Raw genomic sequence first — 13,551 nt, forward strand, 5'->3', positions numbered from 1 at the left:
CGCCTCCACATAAATGGATGGCGATTTTTTTAATGGGCACGTGATTTTCGAATAACCGTCGTTAACGCATAAGCGATGAAAAAGGCGATTAAATAATACACGATATACATATAATTCGTTAAGCCAAGCATTAAAATCATGACAACATAAGCTAAACATGAAATGATGACAGCATGTAACCATGGATAGCCTTTTAATGCGCAAACGAATCCTTGATATAAGAAAATGACTGGGTAAAGCATATATAAACTAAACAGTACGAACTGTCCGTTATCTTCTACTGTATCCCCAAATCCGCCGAGACGTGCAATGAGCGAAATCGCAAGCATCGCAAAGGCAGATAAAAATAAACAAGCTAATTTATTGGCGTTCATAACATTTCCCCTCCAAAAAAATCATAACATGAAAAAGAAAACAATTTATATCATTTTCCAAACTTTTTCGAAATGTTCGTAATGATCCAGTGACACATCTGCTACCTCACACATTCCTTGGAACATAATCGTTTTCATGCCAACCGCTTTCGCAGGAATCAAATCAAGTGCTCGATCGCCTATCGCAGCATCTAACGCATATTTATTATGCAAGTAACGATAACTAGCTGCATCTGGCTTGCGTGGGAAACCGTCTTCTGGTGTAACAATTTCTGTGAAATATTGTGTAAGGCCGTGCGCTTTTAACACTGCATCAATAACAGCATGTTCTTTATGAGACATAATGACATTGAGCTCTGCTTGCGCTAGTACACGTTCTACCCCATCAAATGGTCGTAGTAGTTCTGGTGGCAATGCTAAATTTTCACGTCGATAGTTTGCTTCTTGTTCTGCCGTTAACCCTAAATAGCGGAAGCCATGTGAAAATGACACTTTCATTTCACGTAAAATATCGTCGTATGAAAATTGCTGTGCTAACTGTGGAAATAAACGTAACACCGTTTCTACATAAGCTGGATACGTATCAAATAACGTACCATCAAAATCCCATAATAACTTCATAAGTCACCTCTTAAAAAAGCGACCACAATGGGCCGCTTGTCATTATTTTTTAAAATTCCATTCGTCAGACGCATATTTCGTACGTGCTAATTCTTGAACGTATGCTTCTTGTTCTGCTGTTAACGTATACGGTACAAGTTCAATTTGTAACGCCTGTTCAAATCCTTGTTGGAACGCGTCGACACATTCGTCTACCGTCACACGACGATCACTCAAATCATTAATCGCAACCGCTTTATGCGGTAATTGTTCGCGCATTTTTTGTTTTGCTGCTTCATCTTTAAAATTGAAGACCGAAATCAATTTTTCTTGATCTAAATCAATTAAAATTGCACCGTGTTGTAAAATAACGCCCGCTTGACGCGTTTGTGCACTCCCTGCCACTTTACGTCCTTCAACGACAAGTTCATACCAAGATGGTGCATCAAAACAAACGGCTGATTTCGGCTTTTGTAATGCTTCTTTTTCTTCTGCCGTTTCTGGCACAGAAAAATATGCATCAAACCCTAAATTTTGAAAACCTTTTAATAATCCTTCGCTTAACACACGATATGCTTCCGTAACCGTTTTCGGCATATTTGGATAATCTTCTGAAACGATAATACTATACGTTAATTCATGTTCATGTAATACCGCACGTCCACCTGTCGGACGGCGTACAAACCCTAAATTCAGTTTATGTAATTGATCAAAATTAATATCTCGATGTGCTCGTTGGAAATAGCCAATCGATAACGTCGCTGGTGCCCATTCGTAAAATCGAATGATTGGTGGCAGTTCCCCCTGTCCGTGCCATTTTAACAATGCTTCGTCTAAAGCCATATTGTAACTCGGACTGCATGCCCCTGAATTAATAAAATTCCACGTTGTTGTCATGTCCATTCCTCCCAAAATTATCAACTATGTTCATTTTAGCAAACGCTGTGGACGAACTCCAACCATTCTTTTATAATAGAGAATGTATGTAGAAAGGGGTCATTACATTGACTTGGTTATGGACTATTTTAATTATCGTTGTTGTCGTTGTGGCATCAGCACTTATTACGTCAATGCGTTCAAAAAAAGCTGTAACAATGCTTTCTGAAGAAGAATTCAAAGCAGGTTACCGTAAAGCGCAATTAATCGACGTTCGTGAAAAAGGTGAATTCGATGGCAGCCACATTTTAGGCGCACGTAACTTACCGACAACACAACTACGTAATCGTTACAAAGAACTACGTCCAGATTTACCAGTATACTTATACTGCGAAAATGGCGGTCGTAGCTCACGTACAGCTTTATTCTTAAAGAAAAAAGGCTATACACAATTATACGCACTAGAAGGCGGTTTCAAAAACTGGTCTGGTCGTACAAAATCAACAAAAAAATAATACGTCAAAAAAGAGGTTATATGCGCTGCATATAGCCTCTTTTTATCGATTTTTTGTCATTAACTCTTCGATAATTTGTTGTGCGACTCGATCGCCATTCGCAATTGATTTTGTCACGCTATCTGTCGGATGCATTTGCATACTCGTAAAATATAGATTTTGTAGTGGCTTCGCTTTTAACATTGGATTTAATAAAAATTGCGTCATTTTTTTCACTTGTCCCTCATGTCGATAGGCATCAAATAAATCGACTAATTCTCCAGGTGTCCACGTATGTTCTACAGCAATATAAGGTACAATATCAATCCCTGCCGCTTTTAATTTATGATAAACATTTCTTTTCATCTGTTGCACCATACTTTCATCTGTCGTATGTGGCATATTCGCAAAAATCAATAAGGCATCCCCTCTTATAAATCGTTCTTCTTCTTGAAAAGCTGGATTGTATACATAAACGGTCGGATCATCTGGTAATTTACCGCTTTTCAGCTGTTCAAACTCTTGCTCTGCATTTGCTGAATGAATAATGTGATGATGATATACTTCCGAATGGGTATGCAATGCGACGAGCATCACACATGCACCAATAAAAGGTGGCAACATCGTTTGCTCATTTGCACTTCCTTCTATTAAATAAGGTTGTTGTTTATAATCCATCGCACTCATCATGACCACATCTGCTTCTAAACTCAATTCTTCATTCAAACAAATACCTTCGATTTTCCCATCATGCGTATGAATTTTCGTCACTTCTTTTTCTGTATAATAACGGACGCCTTCTTCTTTTGCGATTTGTTGTAATGCGCGCACGAGTCGTAAATTCCCACCAGCGACATAATAAACACCGCCTAGTAACTCATCATATGCTTGAATAATATAGAGCGCAGGTGCCTCTGTCGGAGAAATGCCGTTATACGAAGCATAATGATTAAATGTTTGAATGACGATTTCATTCGTAAAGTAACGGCGAACGAAATGATTGAGCGTCTCAAATGGCTTTAACGTTAAATAAGCACTTCTTACAGGTGGTACGAGCAATTGGCGCCATGAAGTAAGTGGTTTCAAACTTGTAATTTTTTCAAATGCTTCTTTCATACGCGTAATGTCCGCTAAAAAATCATCGTAATTATTCAGGCCAATTGGGTCCAGTCGTGCTAATTGTTTTCGCATAAAATGCTGATCACTCGATAAGAAAAATGTTTGTTGCTCGCTAAAAACATTTTGTGTATGATGCCTTACACGTCTTAATGTAACATAATCGCTTAATTGTCGATCGACTTGTTGCATAAACTGTTCAATGATTTCCGGTGCCGTAATCATCGTTGGTCCAATGTCAAAATCATATCCTTGTAACTGCAATGTCCGTAGTTTGCCGCCAATATAATCCCGCTTTTCATAAATCGATACTTCTGCTCCGTTGTGCGCAAGTCGAATAGCTGCAGCTAAATGGCTCACACTACTTCCAATGATTGCAACTTTCATGCTATATCCTCCTTCACAAGCAACAATGTGAGCGTTGCAACGATTAAAATCGTCGCCACAATACTCGTTAACCATAATCCTGAAATCGCGCACATACTAATAATGAGTACCATTAATCCGTAAAATAAAATGAGCATTCGCCGCGTACAGCTTTTCGAGTAATAAACACGACGAAAGTGTTGTAATTGTAATAATATGAGGTCAATGACAAAGGCAAGTATAAGCCAAACGAACGTGACGACTTTCACATTTTCATACAACAAACCTTTTGCATTATTTTCTGTAAATGTTACTGTGTCATAAACAATCGGCACGACGAGTACGTAGAAAACAATAGCGACAAAACTAGCAATTAACGGTTGTAGCGTTCGAGAATTTGTCAACCCTAGCGCATAGCTAACTGCCGCGATAAATAACCAAATCGATACTTCAGATGTCTTATGCAACAAACTAGTTAGCCAAAAGTCAGATGAAAAATTATGACTAAACAACGGTTCTTCGATAAGCCATTGTAATATCGTATCAATTCCTAAAACTAAGGCAATTATACCGATAATGATGCCAATCCCGAACCAAGCGCCAAATAACTGAATTAAGTAACAACTAGCAATAATCCCAATCAATGTGAGCAACGTGAATGGAATCGTTAAATCTTCACCGAGTGCTGTCATCCCTGTCACAAGCATCATAAAATCAACAATATATCCTGCTAAAATCACATAATAAATAACAGCGATTGCCTTCATGCGCCCACCTTCCTTCTTTCAAATCCTTTACCCTTTTTTCTCCAAAAACTGTCGATAGTTGATACATTTTTGTATTTCGTTACATATTTCTTATATTTGTCTTACAACTGTTACAAAAAAGGGAACCGCTTCTCGCGATTCCCTTTCTACATCATTACTTTACGCTTTTTGGTAACGTAACACTGGCTTACGTGCAGCTAAAGTTTCATCTAAACGTTTAATAACTGTCGTATGTGGTGCTTCCTGTACGATTTCAGGATTTTCTTCTGCCTCTTTTGCAATTTGAATCATTGCATCACAGAAAGCATCTAATGTTTCTTTTGATTCTGTTTCTGTAGGCTCAATCATTAACCCTTCTTCCACATTTAATGGGAAGTAAGTTGTCGGTGGATGGTAGCCAAAGTCTAACAGACGTTTTGCAATATCAAGTGTACGTACGCCAAGTTTTTTCTGACGGCTACCTGATAAAACGAATTCATGTTTACAGTGACGGTCGTACGGTAATTCATAGTATGGTTGCAGACGACGCATCATGTAGTTCGCGTTAATCACGGCATTTTCTGTTACTGCTTTTAAGCCAGCTGGGCCCATCGTACGAATGTACGTATAAGCACGCACGTTAATACCGAAGTTGCCGTAGTACGGTTTTACACGACCAATTGTTTGTGGACGATCGTAATCAAAGTGGAATGTGCCTTCTTCTGTTTTCACAAGTACTGGTTTCGGTAAAAATGGGATTAAATCAGCTTTCACCCCAACTGGACCTGAACCAGGACCACCACCACCGTGAGGGCCTGTAAATGTTTTGTGTAAGTTTAAGTGAACACAGTCAAAGCCCATATCACCAGGGCGTGCTTTTGACATAACAGCATTTAAATTCGCACCGTCATAATACACTTTACCGCCAACACCGTGAACGATTTCAGCGATTTCTAAAATGTGTTCTTCGAATAAACCGAGTGTGTTCGGATTTGTTAACATTAACGCGGCTGTATCATCGCCAACTTTTGCACGTAAATCTTCTAAATCAACGAGACCATGTTCATCAGAAGCAACGGTAATCGTATCGAATCCTGCAACCGTTGCAGAAGCTGGGTTCGTACCGTGCGCTGAGTCAGGCACTAACACTTTCGTACGTTGTACGTCGCCATTTGCTTCGTGGAACGCGCGAATCATCATTAATGCTGTCCATTCACCGTGTGCACCTGCTGCTGGTTGTAACGTAACTTCATCCATACCTGTAATTTCGATTAAGTGTTCTTGAAGATCATACATTAATTCTAATGCACCTTGCACTGTTTCTTCATCTTGCAATGGGTGAATGTTTGCGAATCCTGCAATACGTGCTGCCGTTTCGTTCATTTTCGGATTATATTTCATCGTACAAGAACCAAGTGGATAGAAGCCTGAATCTACACCGTGGTTACGACGAGAAAGTGCTGTATAGTGACGCATAATATCAAGTTCTGATAACTCAGGTAGTTCTGCTGCTTCTTCACGGATAAAGCCTTCTGGTAAAACAGCTGATAAGTCGATTTCTGGCACATCTAACGCTGGTAAGCTATGTCCGATGCGTCCTTCATGTGATAGTTCAAATACGAGTGGTTGATTATCTTTATGCATTTTGGGCCTCCGTTTCTGCTACTTGAGCAGCAATTGCTTGAACGAACGCATCGATTTCTTCTTTCGTACGTTGCTCTGTTACACAAATTAGCGCATTGTTTTGTAACTTTTCATCGACACGACCTAAGTCAAAGCCACCGATAAATCCGTCATTTAACAATGTTTTATTTAACGCTGTGACGTCGGTTTTCACATCAACAACGATTTCGTTGAAGTGTGCACCATCGAATGAAACGGTAAAGCCAGCCGCTTCAAACTGTTGTTTCGCATAATATGTTTTCGCAATGTTTTGTGTCGCCATTTCGCGGATACCTTGTTTCCCAAGTGCTGTCATCGCAACAGATGCTGCTAATGCATTTAGCGCTTGGTTTGAACAAATATTTGATGTCGCTTTTTCACGACGAATATGTTGTTCACGTGCTTGTAATGTTAATACGTAACCACGACGACCTTCTTCATCGATCGTTTCACCGACAAGACGACCTGGTACTTTACGCATTAATTTTTTTGTCGTTGCAAAATAACCACAGTGTGGGCCACCGAAGCCTTCAGGAATACCGAACGGTTGTGCATCACCGACTGTAATATCCGCGCCCATTTTACCTGGAGGTGTTAGTACTGCAAGTGATAATGGATTTGCAGAAACAATTGATAAACCTTTTACTGCGTGCACTAATTCAGACACTTTTGTAACGTCTTCTAGTTGACCGTAGAAGTTCGGATATTGCACCATTACTGCGGCCGTATTGTCGTCAATTTGGGTTTCAAGCGCTGCTAAATCAGTTACACCGTCTTTTGCTGGTACTTCAACGACGTCGATTGATTGACCATACGCATATGTTTTCACGACATCTTTCGCAATTGGATGTACTGCTTCTGACACTAAAATTTTCGTTTTACGTGTAGCGCCTGCAGCAAGCATACCTGCTTCTGCTAATGCTGTGCCACCATCGTACATAGATGAGTTCGCTAAATCCATACCTGTCAGTTCAGCAATCATCGTTTGGAACTCGAAAATTGCCTGTAGTTCACCTTGAGAAATTTCAGGCTGATAAGGTGTATACGCTGTGTAAAATTCTGAACGTGAGATGACGTGATCGACAATAACAGGTTTGTAGTGATCATAAACGCCTGCTCCTAAAAATGATGCATATTCATCGCTGTTGGCATTTTTCTTTGCTAAGCGTGCCAGTTCTTTAAGCAATGCTGATTCTGACTTTGCTGGTTTAATATTATATTCCCCTTGGAAGCGTACGCGCTCTGGAATATCTGCAAATAATTCATCGACTGTTGAAACGCCAATCGTCTCTAACATGTCTTTTTGGTCTTGCTCAGTCATTGGTAAGTACCGATGCTTCATTGGAAAAAACCTCTCTTTTAGTAAAATTTATTTTTGACGTTTATAAAACGGTGTTTCGACTGTTTTCACTTTCAAACGACGGTTACGAATAGCCACTTCTAATTCCTCACCTAATTCAGCATATTCTGACTTTATTAAAGCTAAGCCGACATTTCGTTTTGAACCAGGTAATTGTGTACCCGTTGTTACTTCGCCAATTTCTTCTTCGCCTTTAAACACTTTATAACCGTGACGTGGTACACCTTTATCAATCATTTCAATCCCGATTGATTTACGTGGTACGCCTTGTTCTTTTTGTGCTTGTAACGTCGGTTTCCCATTGAAATCAACGTCTTTATTTAATTTCACGACAAAGTTAATCCCTGCTTCAAGTGGCGTAATATCTTTTGACAACTCTTGACCATAAAGCGGTAAGCATGCTTCAAAGCGTAACGTGTCACGTGCCCCTAAACCACACGGAACAACTTCACCTGATGCTAAAATTTTATCCCAAAGTGCTACGACTGTATCTGGTGTGGCATAAATTTCAAAACCATCTTCGCCTGTATAACCCGTACGCGAGATTAATGTCGTATAGCCTGCAATATCAACGTTTTGTGCTAATCGGAATGGTTTCACATCCGTTAATGTAAAGTCCGTTAATTGTTGCAGTGCTTCAATAGCTTTTGGGCCTTGAATCGCCAATTGTCCAAAATTTTCTGAATCATTTGTGATAACAACATCACCGAATGCTTGAGATTCCATCCACGCAACATCTTTTTCAATGTTTGCAGCATTTACAACGAGTAAATATTTTTCTTCCGCTAAGCGATAAATTAATAAATCATCGACAACGCCGCCATCTTCATAGCACATCGTCGTATATTGTGTTTGATCAATCGCAACTTTTGATACATCGTTCGTCACGAGTTTTTGTAAGTATTGTAATGCCCCTGAACCTTCTACGAATACTTCTCCCATATGTGATACATCGAATAAACCAGCAGACCCACGCACTGCTGCATGCTCCTCTTTAATCGAGCTGAACTGTACTGGTAATTCCCAACCACCAAAATCGATTGTCTTTCCGCCAAATTTAGCGTATGAATCGAATAATGGGGTACGTTTTAATGTTGACACATTAACCCCTCCTTATTGTCGAAAAAAAAGAACAGAGAAATCCCTTTATAAAAAAGGATTTCTCTGTCCATGCACCTGAAAGTTTAACCAAATATTTGGCTGTCATCTTGGGTGGCTACCCGAAGTAGCGCTCTCCAGAGTTGCGTCCAGTACGAGTCTTTTTGCCTGAGAGATTCATAGCTTAGCTACTTGCTCCTTCGGCGACACATTGAAGTGTTCTCTCCCCATACCTTCATCCGCTTCCATATAGATTATGTCTTTTAACAGGATTTCTTGTCTATATCCTAACATTGACCTATCTATGTTGCAATATAATTCGTTAAAATATTTTAAAAACGAACATTTTTCGTTTGAAAGCAAATTTTATTCGCCTTTTAAACGATTCACTTGGAAGCCACAATATTCTACAATTTGTCTTAATGATCGTCCTTCTGTTCGAACTGAGATATGTGCGCATTGCTTATAGTATTTTCTGCGTTCATGGTACAAATCTTCTAATTCTTGCTTTGTGGAACGCTGCACGATCGGGCGATTTTTATCTTTATGAATACGTCTCCAAATATCTGGGAACGTGGCATCTAAAAATAAAACTAAACCTGTTTCACGCATAATTTTTCGATTTGCAGGATTCATCGCTGCACCGCCGCCTGTGGCAATGATGCAAAATTCATCGCGGAAATTTTCCAAAAAATCCGTTTCAATGTTGCGGAAAGCTTCTTCACCATCGTCAGCAAAAATTTCTGGGATGGTTTTATTCTCTCGACGCACGATTTCTGTATCCATGTCGTAATAAGGTAGCTTTAAATAATAGCTAAGCCTTCTACCGATTGCACTTTTTCCCGAGCCCATAAAACCGACTAAATAAATTTTACGCACCTTTTCACCTTCTTAATGACGACAAACAACAACGTTGCTACTCAACACTTTTTTATTTATAGTAGCATGAAAGTAATCGGATTCCAACGATATTCTCGAAGTTCAACGTAAAATCAAACAAAATTTATAGTGCTTGTCATCGTTGTTCTTCCACGTCCTCATTTATTTCATCCGGTGCTTCTTCTGTCATTCGTTGCTCAATTTCTTGTCGCTCGATAACGCGATAGTTATCAAGCGTTTTTATATACGTTTCAAACGATTGCATATAAATCGTAATATAGAGCGACATCATCATCAGTAAAATAAGGCTAAACATAAACAACGTTCCTCGTTCATTGCGCATAATTCGGCAATGGAATCGACGCAGAATGGGTCGTACCTGTACGTTCAAACTGTACTTCAATATACAATTCGTCCTCCTTTATGTCGTAATGCCAACGTTTCACTTTCGTTAAAATAACGATATTTCGACGTTTTGAAGCAGTTCCTGTTAACGAAATATTATTTTTCCGTAGTGAAACGTATTGCTGGTCCCATTCAACATGACGATAGCCAATCGTTTTTTCATTCGTTGCTTCGATTATTTCATATGGGGCTAATTCTTCTGTTAGCAGTTTCACAAACCGTTCCCATTCTAGCGTTTCAGGTACGATATACGCTTGCATGCGATAAAGCATCGGATAAAACGATACAAACAATGTCATACATAACATTAAAATCGTCAGCTGTAACAATGCATCTACTAATGTATATCCTTTATTTTTGTGCACGGAAACATACATCCTTCTTCGTATTAAACAGTTGATAGCTCACACAGAGCTGTTGTTGATTACCACGCCAGTTGTACGTCTCTCCATCGTATGTCAGTGCTCCAGATGAAGTTTCTTTCGTAATGAGTCGTTTCGTCAACACATAATCCGCTACGCGATACGCGTGATAATCTTTTTCGATAGCTGTTTTTGAAAACAGCAATGTCGTAAACATCGGCACAATCGTCCCAAAAATAAGCACTATGACGAGCATACTAAACATCGCTTCGACAAAAGAGGTCCCTCTTTCATTTATGATTCTTTTTCTAATTTCGCAATCCCCTCTCCTAAATAAACGGTTAAACGATACGTATGATGTGCTGTACGAAATGTCATATGTCCTGATAAACTAGGTCGTCCTGTATCGGTATATCGAAAAAAATTTGTCGTACTATCACTTGTTACAACTTGAATTTGAACAGGTAATTGACGCGTTTTTATGACGTTCGCTTTGTTTGCAACGCGCGTCACAATGTTGTACTGCCAGCGATTGTCTAATTGTTCAAATTGTATTTCCGTATACGTCTCCGTCTTTTTTGCCTCGCTTTGGACGTATTGAATATCTTTTAATATTTGTTCTAAGTATAATGTCGCTTCTAACTGTGTCCATTTTTGATGACCATATTGTGATGTGACCGTTACGATGATTAAAGCGATTGTGAGTACGATTAACATTTCGATAAACGTAAATCCTTTATTTGCCCGCAAGCGTAATAACTCCTGACTGTAATTCTAGTTTTTTTCCTTTACAACTTTTTTCAGCGGAGCCATTTTTCAAATAACCTTCCGTTTCTAACGCACTAATCGATGTCGGATATTCGCCTTTATCAATCCGATACGCTTCTACTTGTCCTTGTGCCATTTTGATATAAGCATCGCATCCTTTATTGTCTACAGTCGAAAAGTGTTTCGTAACGTTTGGAATCGCAATTAAAATCAGCACTGTAATAATAAATAACACGATTAACATTTCAATTAATGTAAAACCTTTTTCACTTTTCATCATGTTCCACCTTTCTTATACGTGATCGAGCATGTCATACATCGGAAGCAATATCGCTAAATACGCACCTAAAATACAAATGGCGATAAAACTAAAGAAGATCGGTTGAATGACTTGTAATGCTCTATTCATAAAAGTTTGTTCTTTTTCGGCTAACAGTTCACTATACATCATTAATTCTCGTCCTAAATTGCCACCTTGTTCTCCGTGCAGTGCACAACTGTAAAAATCATGTTGGAAATAAGGTAATTGTTGGATCGCTGCAGACAGCAAAAAACCACTGCTTACGCGCATTCGTAATTGCTGTGCCACATATTGAATGTAGCGCTGATATGTTTGTTTCGTTAACATCGTCAATGCATCTTGTAACGACAACCCACTCGCGAGTAATGTACCGAGCGATGCGGCCAATTGTTTCGTCAACATGAGCTGTACGAGACGACGAATCGGATATATTTTATAGATGAGCTGCATTTGGCTAGAGACTTGACGCTGAAGGACGATTGAAATCGTAATGATAATGGCACTGATGACGATGAATAGCGTTGCTAGTAATATATCTGGCAAGTGCAATAAAATCGTTGAAATCGTTAATTCGATTGTAGAAGTTGTCGTTGTCGTATAAAACATGGCAGACATTTGCGGCAGAAAAAACTGACGAAAGCCGATGAGTAAACAAATGAGTAGTACGAACAACGTCACTGGATACGCCAACAACTTAAACATCGTCTGTTTATTTTTTTGCTGTTGCATCATATGTTGTGCAACGGTTTCTAATGCTCGTTCGAATTGGCCACGCTGTTCCGCAAGTTGAAGCATCATTAAATGGCGCGCTGGAATGCCAAAATAAGCTAACGTACGCGTCATCGTATGTCCTTCATTCAAATGCTGAGCCACGAATGCAAGTCCTTCCTCTTCATCGACGATATGGTACGGCGCTAGCATATGAATCGACTCGTAAAACGTATAACCTTCTTGTAATAACACGCTTAACTTTTTTAAAAAATCACCTTTATGCTTCAATCGTCTATGACATTGCCACTTCTCGTGGAGATCGTTGTACACTTGCTGGATCGATAATAACACCACTTTGCACTCCTTTGTCATATTGATATTGCAAAGTCTGTTCTACGGGGAGTGTGTACGACTGTGTTGGGTCACATAAAATAGCAGCAATTTGCTCGGGCTGTAAAATTTCAAACAATGCTTGAATAGCGATATAGTCATCTTTCTTCACACCGACGAGCCGTTGCGCAACGATTGCTTCTAATGTTTGGCGTAAATCTTGTCGTGAAATGCCTAAGTCAAGCAAGCGATAAATACATCCGACTGAATCTTTCGCATGAATCGTACTAAAGACGAGGTGTCCCGTTAATGCCGCTTCTACTGCAATTTTTGCGGTCGCACTGTCACGTATTTCCCCAATCATAATGACGTCTGGAGAATGTCTTAAAATCGCCTTTAATCCGACTTCATACGTCACACCTGCGCGCTCGTTCACTTGCACTTGCAACAAATGGCGCTGCGGATGTTCAACAGGATCTTCAAGTGAAATGACTTGTTTTTGTTCCTTCATGGCGCATTGTTGTACGAGCGCATATAACGTCGTCGATTTCCCACTCCCAGTAGCCCCTGTCATTAAAACAAGCCCTTGCCGTAACGTCGTCATCGCCTGTAATATCGGCGTCATATGCGTATGAAAAGCAAGGGATTCTAATGGCTTTGATTCATGATGATACATCATTCGGACGATTAAACTTTCTCGACCGAACGCTGATGGTAACGTTGAAATGCGGCAGGCAAACGCATTTTGCGCCATCGTGAAAGCACCACTTTGCGGTTTGCGTTGATCTCCTATATCTAAATCTGCTTGAAATTTCAAATAGCTAATGTACCGGTCAGCTACGTCGAATGACAACTGCATAACGGGGAACAGGCGCTGAAATTTCCGAAATTGAATATCATATGACGTATCACTCGGGGAAAATAAAATATCACTTGCTTCAAAAGCTTTCGCTTCTTTTAATAATGTCTCTACTTGTAAAGCAATTGATTGTTCTTCCATGCAATTCCTCCTTTAGTTGAAGTTACATCTCAGTATAAAAACAGCTGTATCTAAAAGATAGGCAAGTAAACATATTTGAAAATCCGCTCACATATGCACTTTT

General features: G+C 39.5%; 17 protein-coding genes and 2 riboswitches. Of the genes, 1 reads left to right on the forward strand and 16 read right to left on the reverse strand.

Features of this window, described 5'->3' with window-relative positions; genetic code table 11:
- Positions 1 to 29: 29 nt before the first annotated feature.
- The 3 genes from KMHG_RS05895 to KMHG_RS05905 are packed head-to-tail and all read right to left on the reverse strand — an operon-like array spanning position 30 to position 1,871.
- Complete coding sequence (locus tag KMHG_RS05895; RefSeq protein ID WP_010287860.1) at positions 30 to 374, reverse strand: hypothetical protein; 345 nt, start codon at positions 372 to 374, stop codon at positions 30 to 32.
- Between the two features lie 45 nt (positions 375 to 419).
- Complete coding sequence (locus tag KMHG_RS05900) at positions 420 to 995, reverse strand: HAD-IA family hydrolase (protein ID WP_010287865.1); 576 nt, start codon at positions 993 to 995, stop codon at positions 420 to 422.
- A gap of 42 nt (positions 996 to 1,037) precedes the next feature.
- Positions 1,038 to 1,871, reverse strand: a complete 834-nt coding sequence (locus KMHG_RS05905) for a lipoate--protein ligase family protein (protein WP_010287867.1) — start codon at positions 1,869 to 1,871, stop codon at positions 1,038 to 1,040.
- Positions 1,872 to 1,978: 107 nt separating this feature from the next.
- Here KMHG_RS05905 and KMHG_RS05910 point away from each other — a divergent pair, with 107 nt between their 5' ends.
- Entirely contained in the window at positions 1,979 to 2,365 is a 387-nt protein-coding gene (locus tag KMHG_RS05910; protein WP_010287868.1) for a rhodanese-like domain-containing protein, read from the forward strand.
- A 42-nt stretch (positions 2,366 to 2,407) separates the two neighbouring features.
- Here the strand turns inward: KMHG_RS05910 and KMHG_RS05915 are convergent, their stop codons facing one another.
- The 13 genes from KMHG_RS05915 to comGA form a co-directional block, all read right to left on the reverse strand.
- Positions 2,408 to 3,847 (reverse strand): phytoene desaturase family protein, encoded by a 1,440-nt coding sequence (locus tag KMHG_RS05915; protein ID WP_010287869.1) that lies wholly within the window; start codon positions 3,845 to 3,847, stop codon positions 2,408 to 2,410.
- On the reverse strand, positions 3,844 to 4,593 hold the full coding sequence (locus tag KMHG_RS05920) for a hypothetical protein (RefSeq protein WP_010287870.1): 750 nt from the start codon (positions 4,591 to 4,593) through the stop codon (positions 3,844 to 3,846). Before KMHG_RS05920 ends, KMHG_RS05915 begins: the two co-directional genes overlap by 4 nt.
- 159 nt (positions 4,594 to 4,752) lie before the next feature.
- Positions 4,753 to 6,216: an aminomethyl-transferring glycine dehydrogenase subunit GcvPB gene (gene gcvPB, locus KMHG_RS05925; RefSeq protein ID WP_010287871.1), complete on the reverse strand. Its 1,464-nt coding sequence runs from the start codon at positions 6,214 to 6,216 to the stop codon at positions 4,753 to 4,755.
- On the reverse strand, positions 6,209 to 7,576 hold the full coding sequence (gcvPA, locus tag KMHG_RS05930; RefSeq protein ID WP_010287872.1) for an aminomethyl-transferring glycine dehydrogenase subunit GcvPA: 1,368 nt from the start codon (positions 7,574 to 7,576) through the stop codon (positions 6,209 to 6,211). The genes gcvPB and gcvPA overlap by 8 nt, the downstream gene beginning before the upstream one ends.
- A gap of 27 nt (positions 7,577 to 7,603) precedes the next feature.
- Positions 7,604 to 8,695, reverse strand: a complete 1,092-nt coding sequence (gene gcvT, locus KMHG_RS05935; RefSeq protein WP_010287873.1) for a glycine cleavage system aminomethyltransferase GcvT — start codon at positions 8,693 to 8,695, stop codon at positions 7,604 to 7,606.
- A 61-nt stretch (positions 8,696 to 8,756) separates the two neighbouring features.
- Positions 8,757 to 8,835, reverse strand: a riboswitch (glycine riboswitch).
- A gap of 3 nt (positions 8,836 to 8,838) precedes the next feature.
- A riboswitch (glycine riboswitch) is annotated at positions 8,839 to 8,931 on the reverse strand.
- A gap of 127 nt (positions 8,932 to 9,058) precedes the next feature.
- Entirely contained in the window at positions 9,059 to 9,571 is a 513-nt protein-coding gene (locus KMHG_RS05940) for a shikimate kinase (protein ID WP_010287875.1), read from the reverse strand.
- 136 nt (positions 9,572 to 9,707) lie between these two features.
- A complete protein-coding gene (locus KMHG_RS05945) occupies positions 9,708 to 9,887 on the reverse strand; it encodes a hypothetical protein (protein WP_026022013.1) in 180 nt (59 codons plus the stop codon).
- A gap of 16 nt (positions 9,888 to 9,903) precedes the next feature.
- Positions 9,904 to 10,341, reverse strand: a complete 438-nt coding sequence (locus KMHG_RS05950) for a competence type IV pilus minor pilin ComGF (RefSeq protein WP_010287876.1) — start codon at positions 10,339 to 10,341, stop codon at positions 9,904 to 9,906.
- Complete coding sequence (locus tag KMHG_RS05955) at positions 10,328 to 10,594, reverse strand: hypothetical protein (RefSeq protein WP_026022014.1); 267 nt, start codon at positions 10,592 to 10,594, stop codon at positions 10,328 to 10,330. The genes KMHG_RS05950 and KMHG_RS05955 overlap by 14 nt, the downstream gene beginning before the upstream one ends.
- A 38-nt stretch (positions 10,595 to 10,632) precedes the next feature.
- Positions 10,633 to 11,088 (reverse strand): competence type IV pilus minor pilin ComGD, encoded by a 456-nt coding sequence (gene comGD, locus KMHG_RS05960; protein ID WP_010287878.1) that lies wholly within the window; start codon positions 11,086 to 11,088, stop codon positions 10,633 to 10,635.
- Positions 11,075 to 11,383: a competence type IV pilus major pilin ComGC gene (gene comGC / locus KMHG_RS05965; protein ID WP_010287879.1), complete on the reverse strand. Its 309-nt coding sequence runs from the start codon at positions 11,381 to 11,383 to the stop codon at positions 11,075 to 11,077. The genes comGD and comGC overlap by 14 nt, the downstream gene beginning before the upstream one ends.
- 15 nt (positions 11,384 to 11,398) lie before the next feature.
- Positions 11,399 to 12,469 carry a competence type IV pilus assembly protein ComGB gene (gene comGB, locus KMHG_RS05970; RefSeq protein ID WP_238984672.1) on the reverse strand — a complete coding sequence of 357 codons (1,071 nt, stop codon included), beginning with the start codon at positions 12,467 to 12,469 and terminating at the stop codon, positions 11,399 to 11,401.
- Entirely contained in the window at positions 12,411 to 13,448 is a 1,038-nt protein-coding gene (comGA, locus tag KMHG_RS05975; protein WP_010287881.1) for a competence type IV pilus ATPase ComGA, read from the reverse strand. The genes comGB and comGA overlap by 59 nt, the downstream gene beginning before the upstream one ends.
- Between the last annotated feature and the right edge of the window lie 103 nt (positions 13,449 to 13,551).

Origin of the sequence: Kurthia massiliensis (assembly GCF_000285555.1) — a bacterium.
In the GTDB taxonomy this organism is placed as follows: Bacteria; Bacillota; Bacilli; order Bacillales_A; family Planococcaceae; genus Kurthia; species Kurthia massiliensis.

Excerpts from the sequence above, each read along its gene's own strand:
- KMHG_RS05895 (WP_010287860.1), bottom strand. The coding sequence starts at position 374 with ATGAACGCCAATAAATTAGCTTGTTTATTTTTATCTGCCTTTGCGATG.
- KMHG_RS05900 (WP_010287865.1), bottom strand. The coding sequence starts at position 995 with ATGAAGTTATTATGGGATTTTGATGGTACGTTATTTGATACGTATCCA.
- KMHG_RS05905 (WP_010287867.1), bottom strand. The coding sequence starts at position 1,871 with ATGACAACAACGTGGAATTTTATTAATTCAGGGGCATGCAGTCCGAGT.
- KMHG_RS05915 (WP_010287869.1), bottom strand. The coding sequence starts at position 3,847 with ATGAAAGTTGCAATCATTGGAAGTAGTGTGAGCCATTTAGCTGCAGCT.
- KMHG_RS05920 (WP_010287870.1), bottom strand. The coding sequence starts at position 4,593 with ATGAAGGCAATCGCTGTTATTTATTATGTGATTTTAGCAGGATATATT.
- gcvPB (WP_010287871.1), bottom strand. The coding sequence starts at position 6,216 with ATGCATAAAGATAATCAACCACTCGTATTTGAACTATCACATGAAGGA.
- gcvPA (WP_010287872.1), bottom strand. The coding sequence starts at position 7,576 with ATGAAGCATCGGTACTTACCAATGACTGAGCAAGACCAAAAAGACATG.
- KMHG_RS05945 (WP_026022013.1), bottom strand. The coding sequence starts at position 9,887 with ATGTTTAGCCTTATTTTACTGATGATGATGTCGCTCTATATTACGATT.
- KMHG_RS05955 (WP_026022014.1), bottom strand. The coding sequence starts at position 10,594 with ATGCTCGTCATAGTGCTTATTTTTGGGACGATTGTGCCGATGTTTACG.
- comGC (WP_010287879.1), bottom strand. The coding sequence starts at position 11,383 with ATGAAAAGTGAAAAAGGTTTTACATTAATTGAAATGTTAATCGTGTTA.
- comGA (WP_010287881.1), bottom strand. The coding sequence starts at position 13,448 with ATGGAAGAACAATCAATTGCTTTACAAGTAGAGACATTATTAAAAGAA.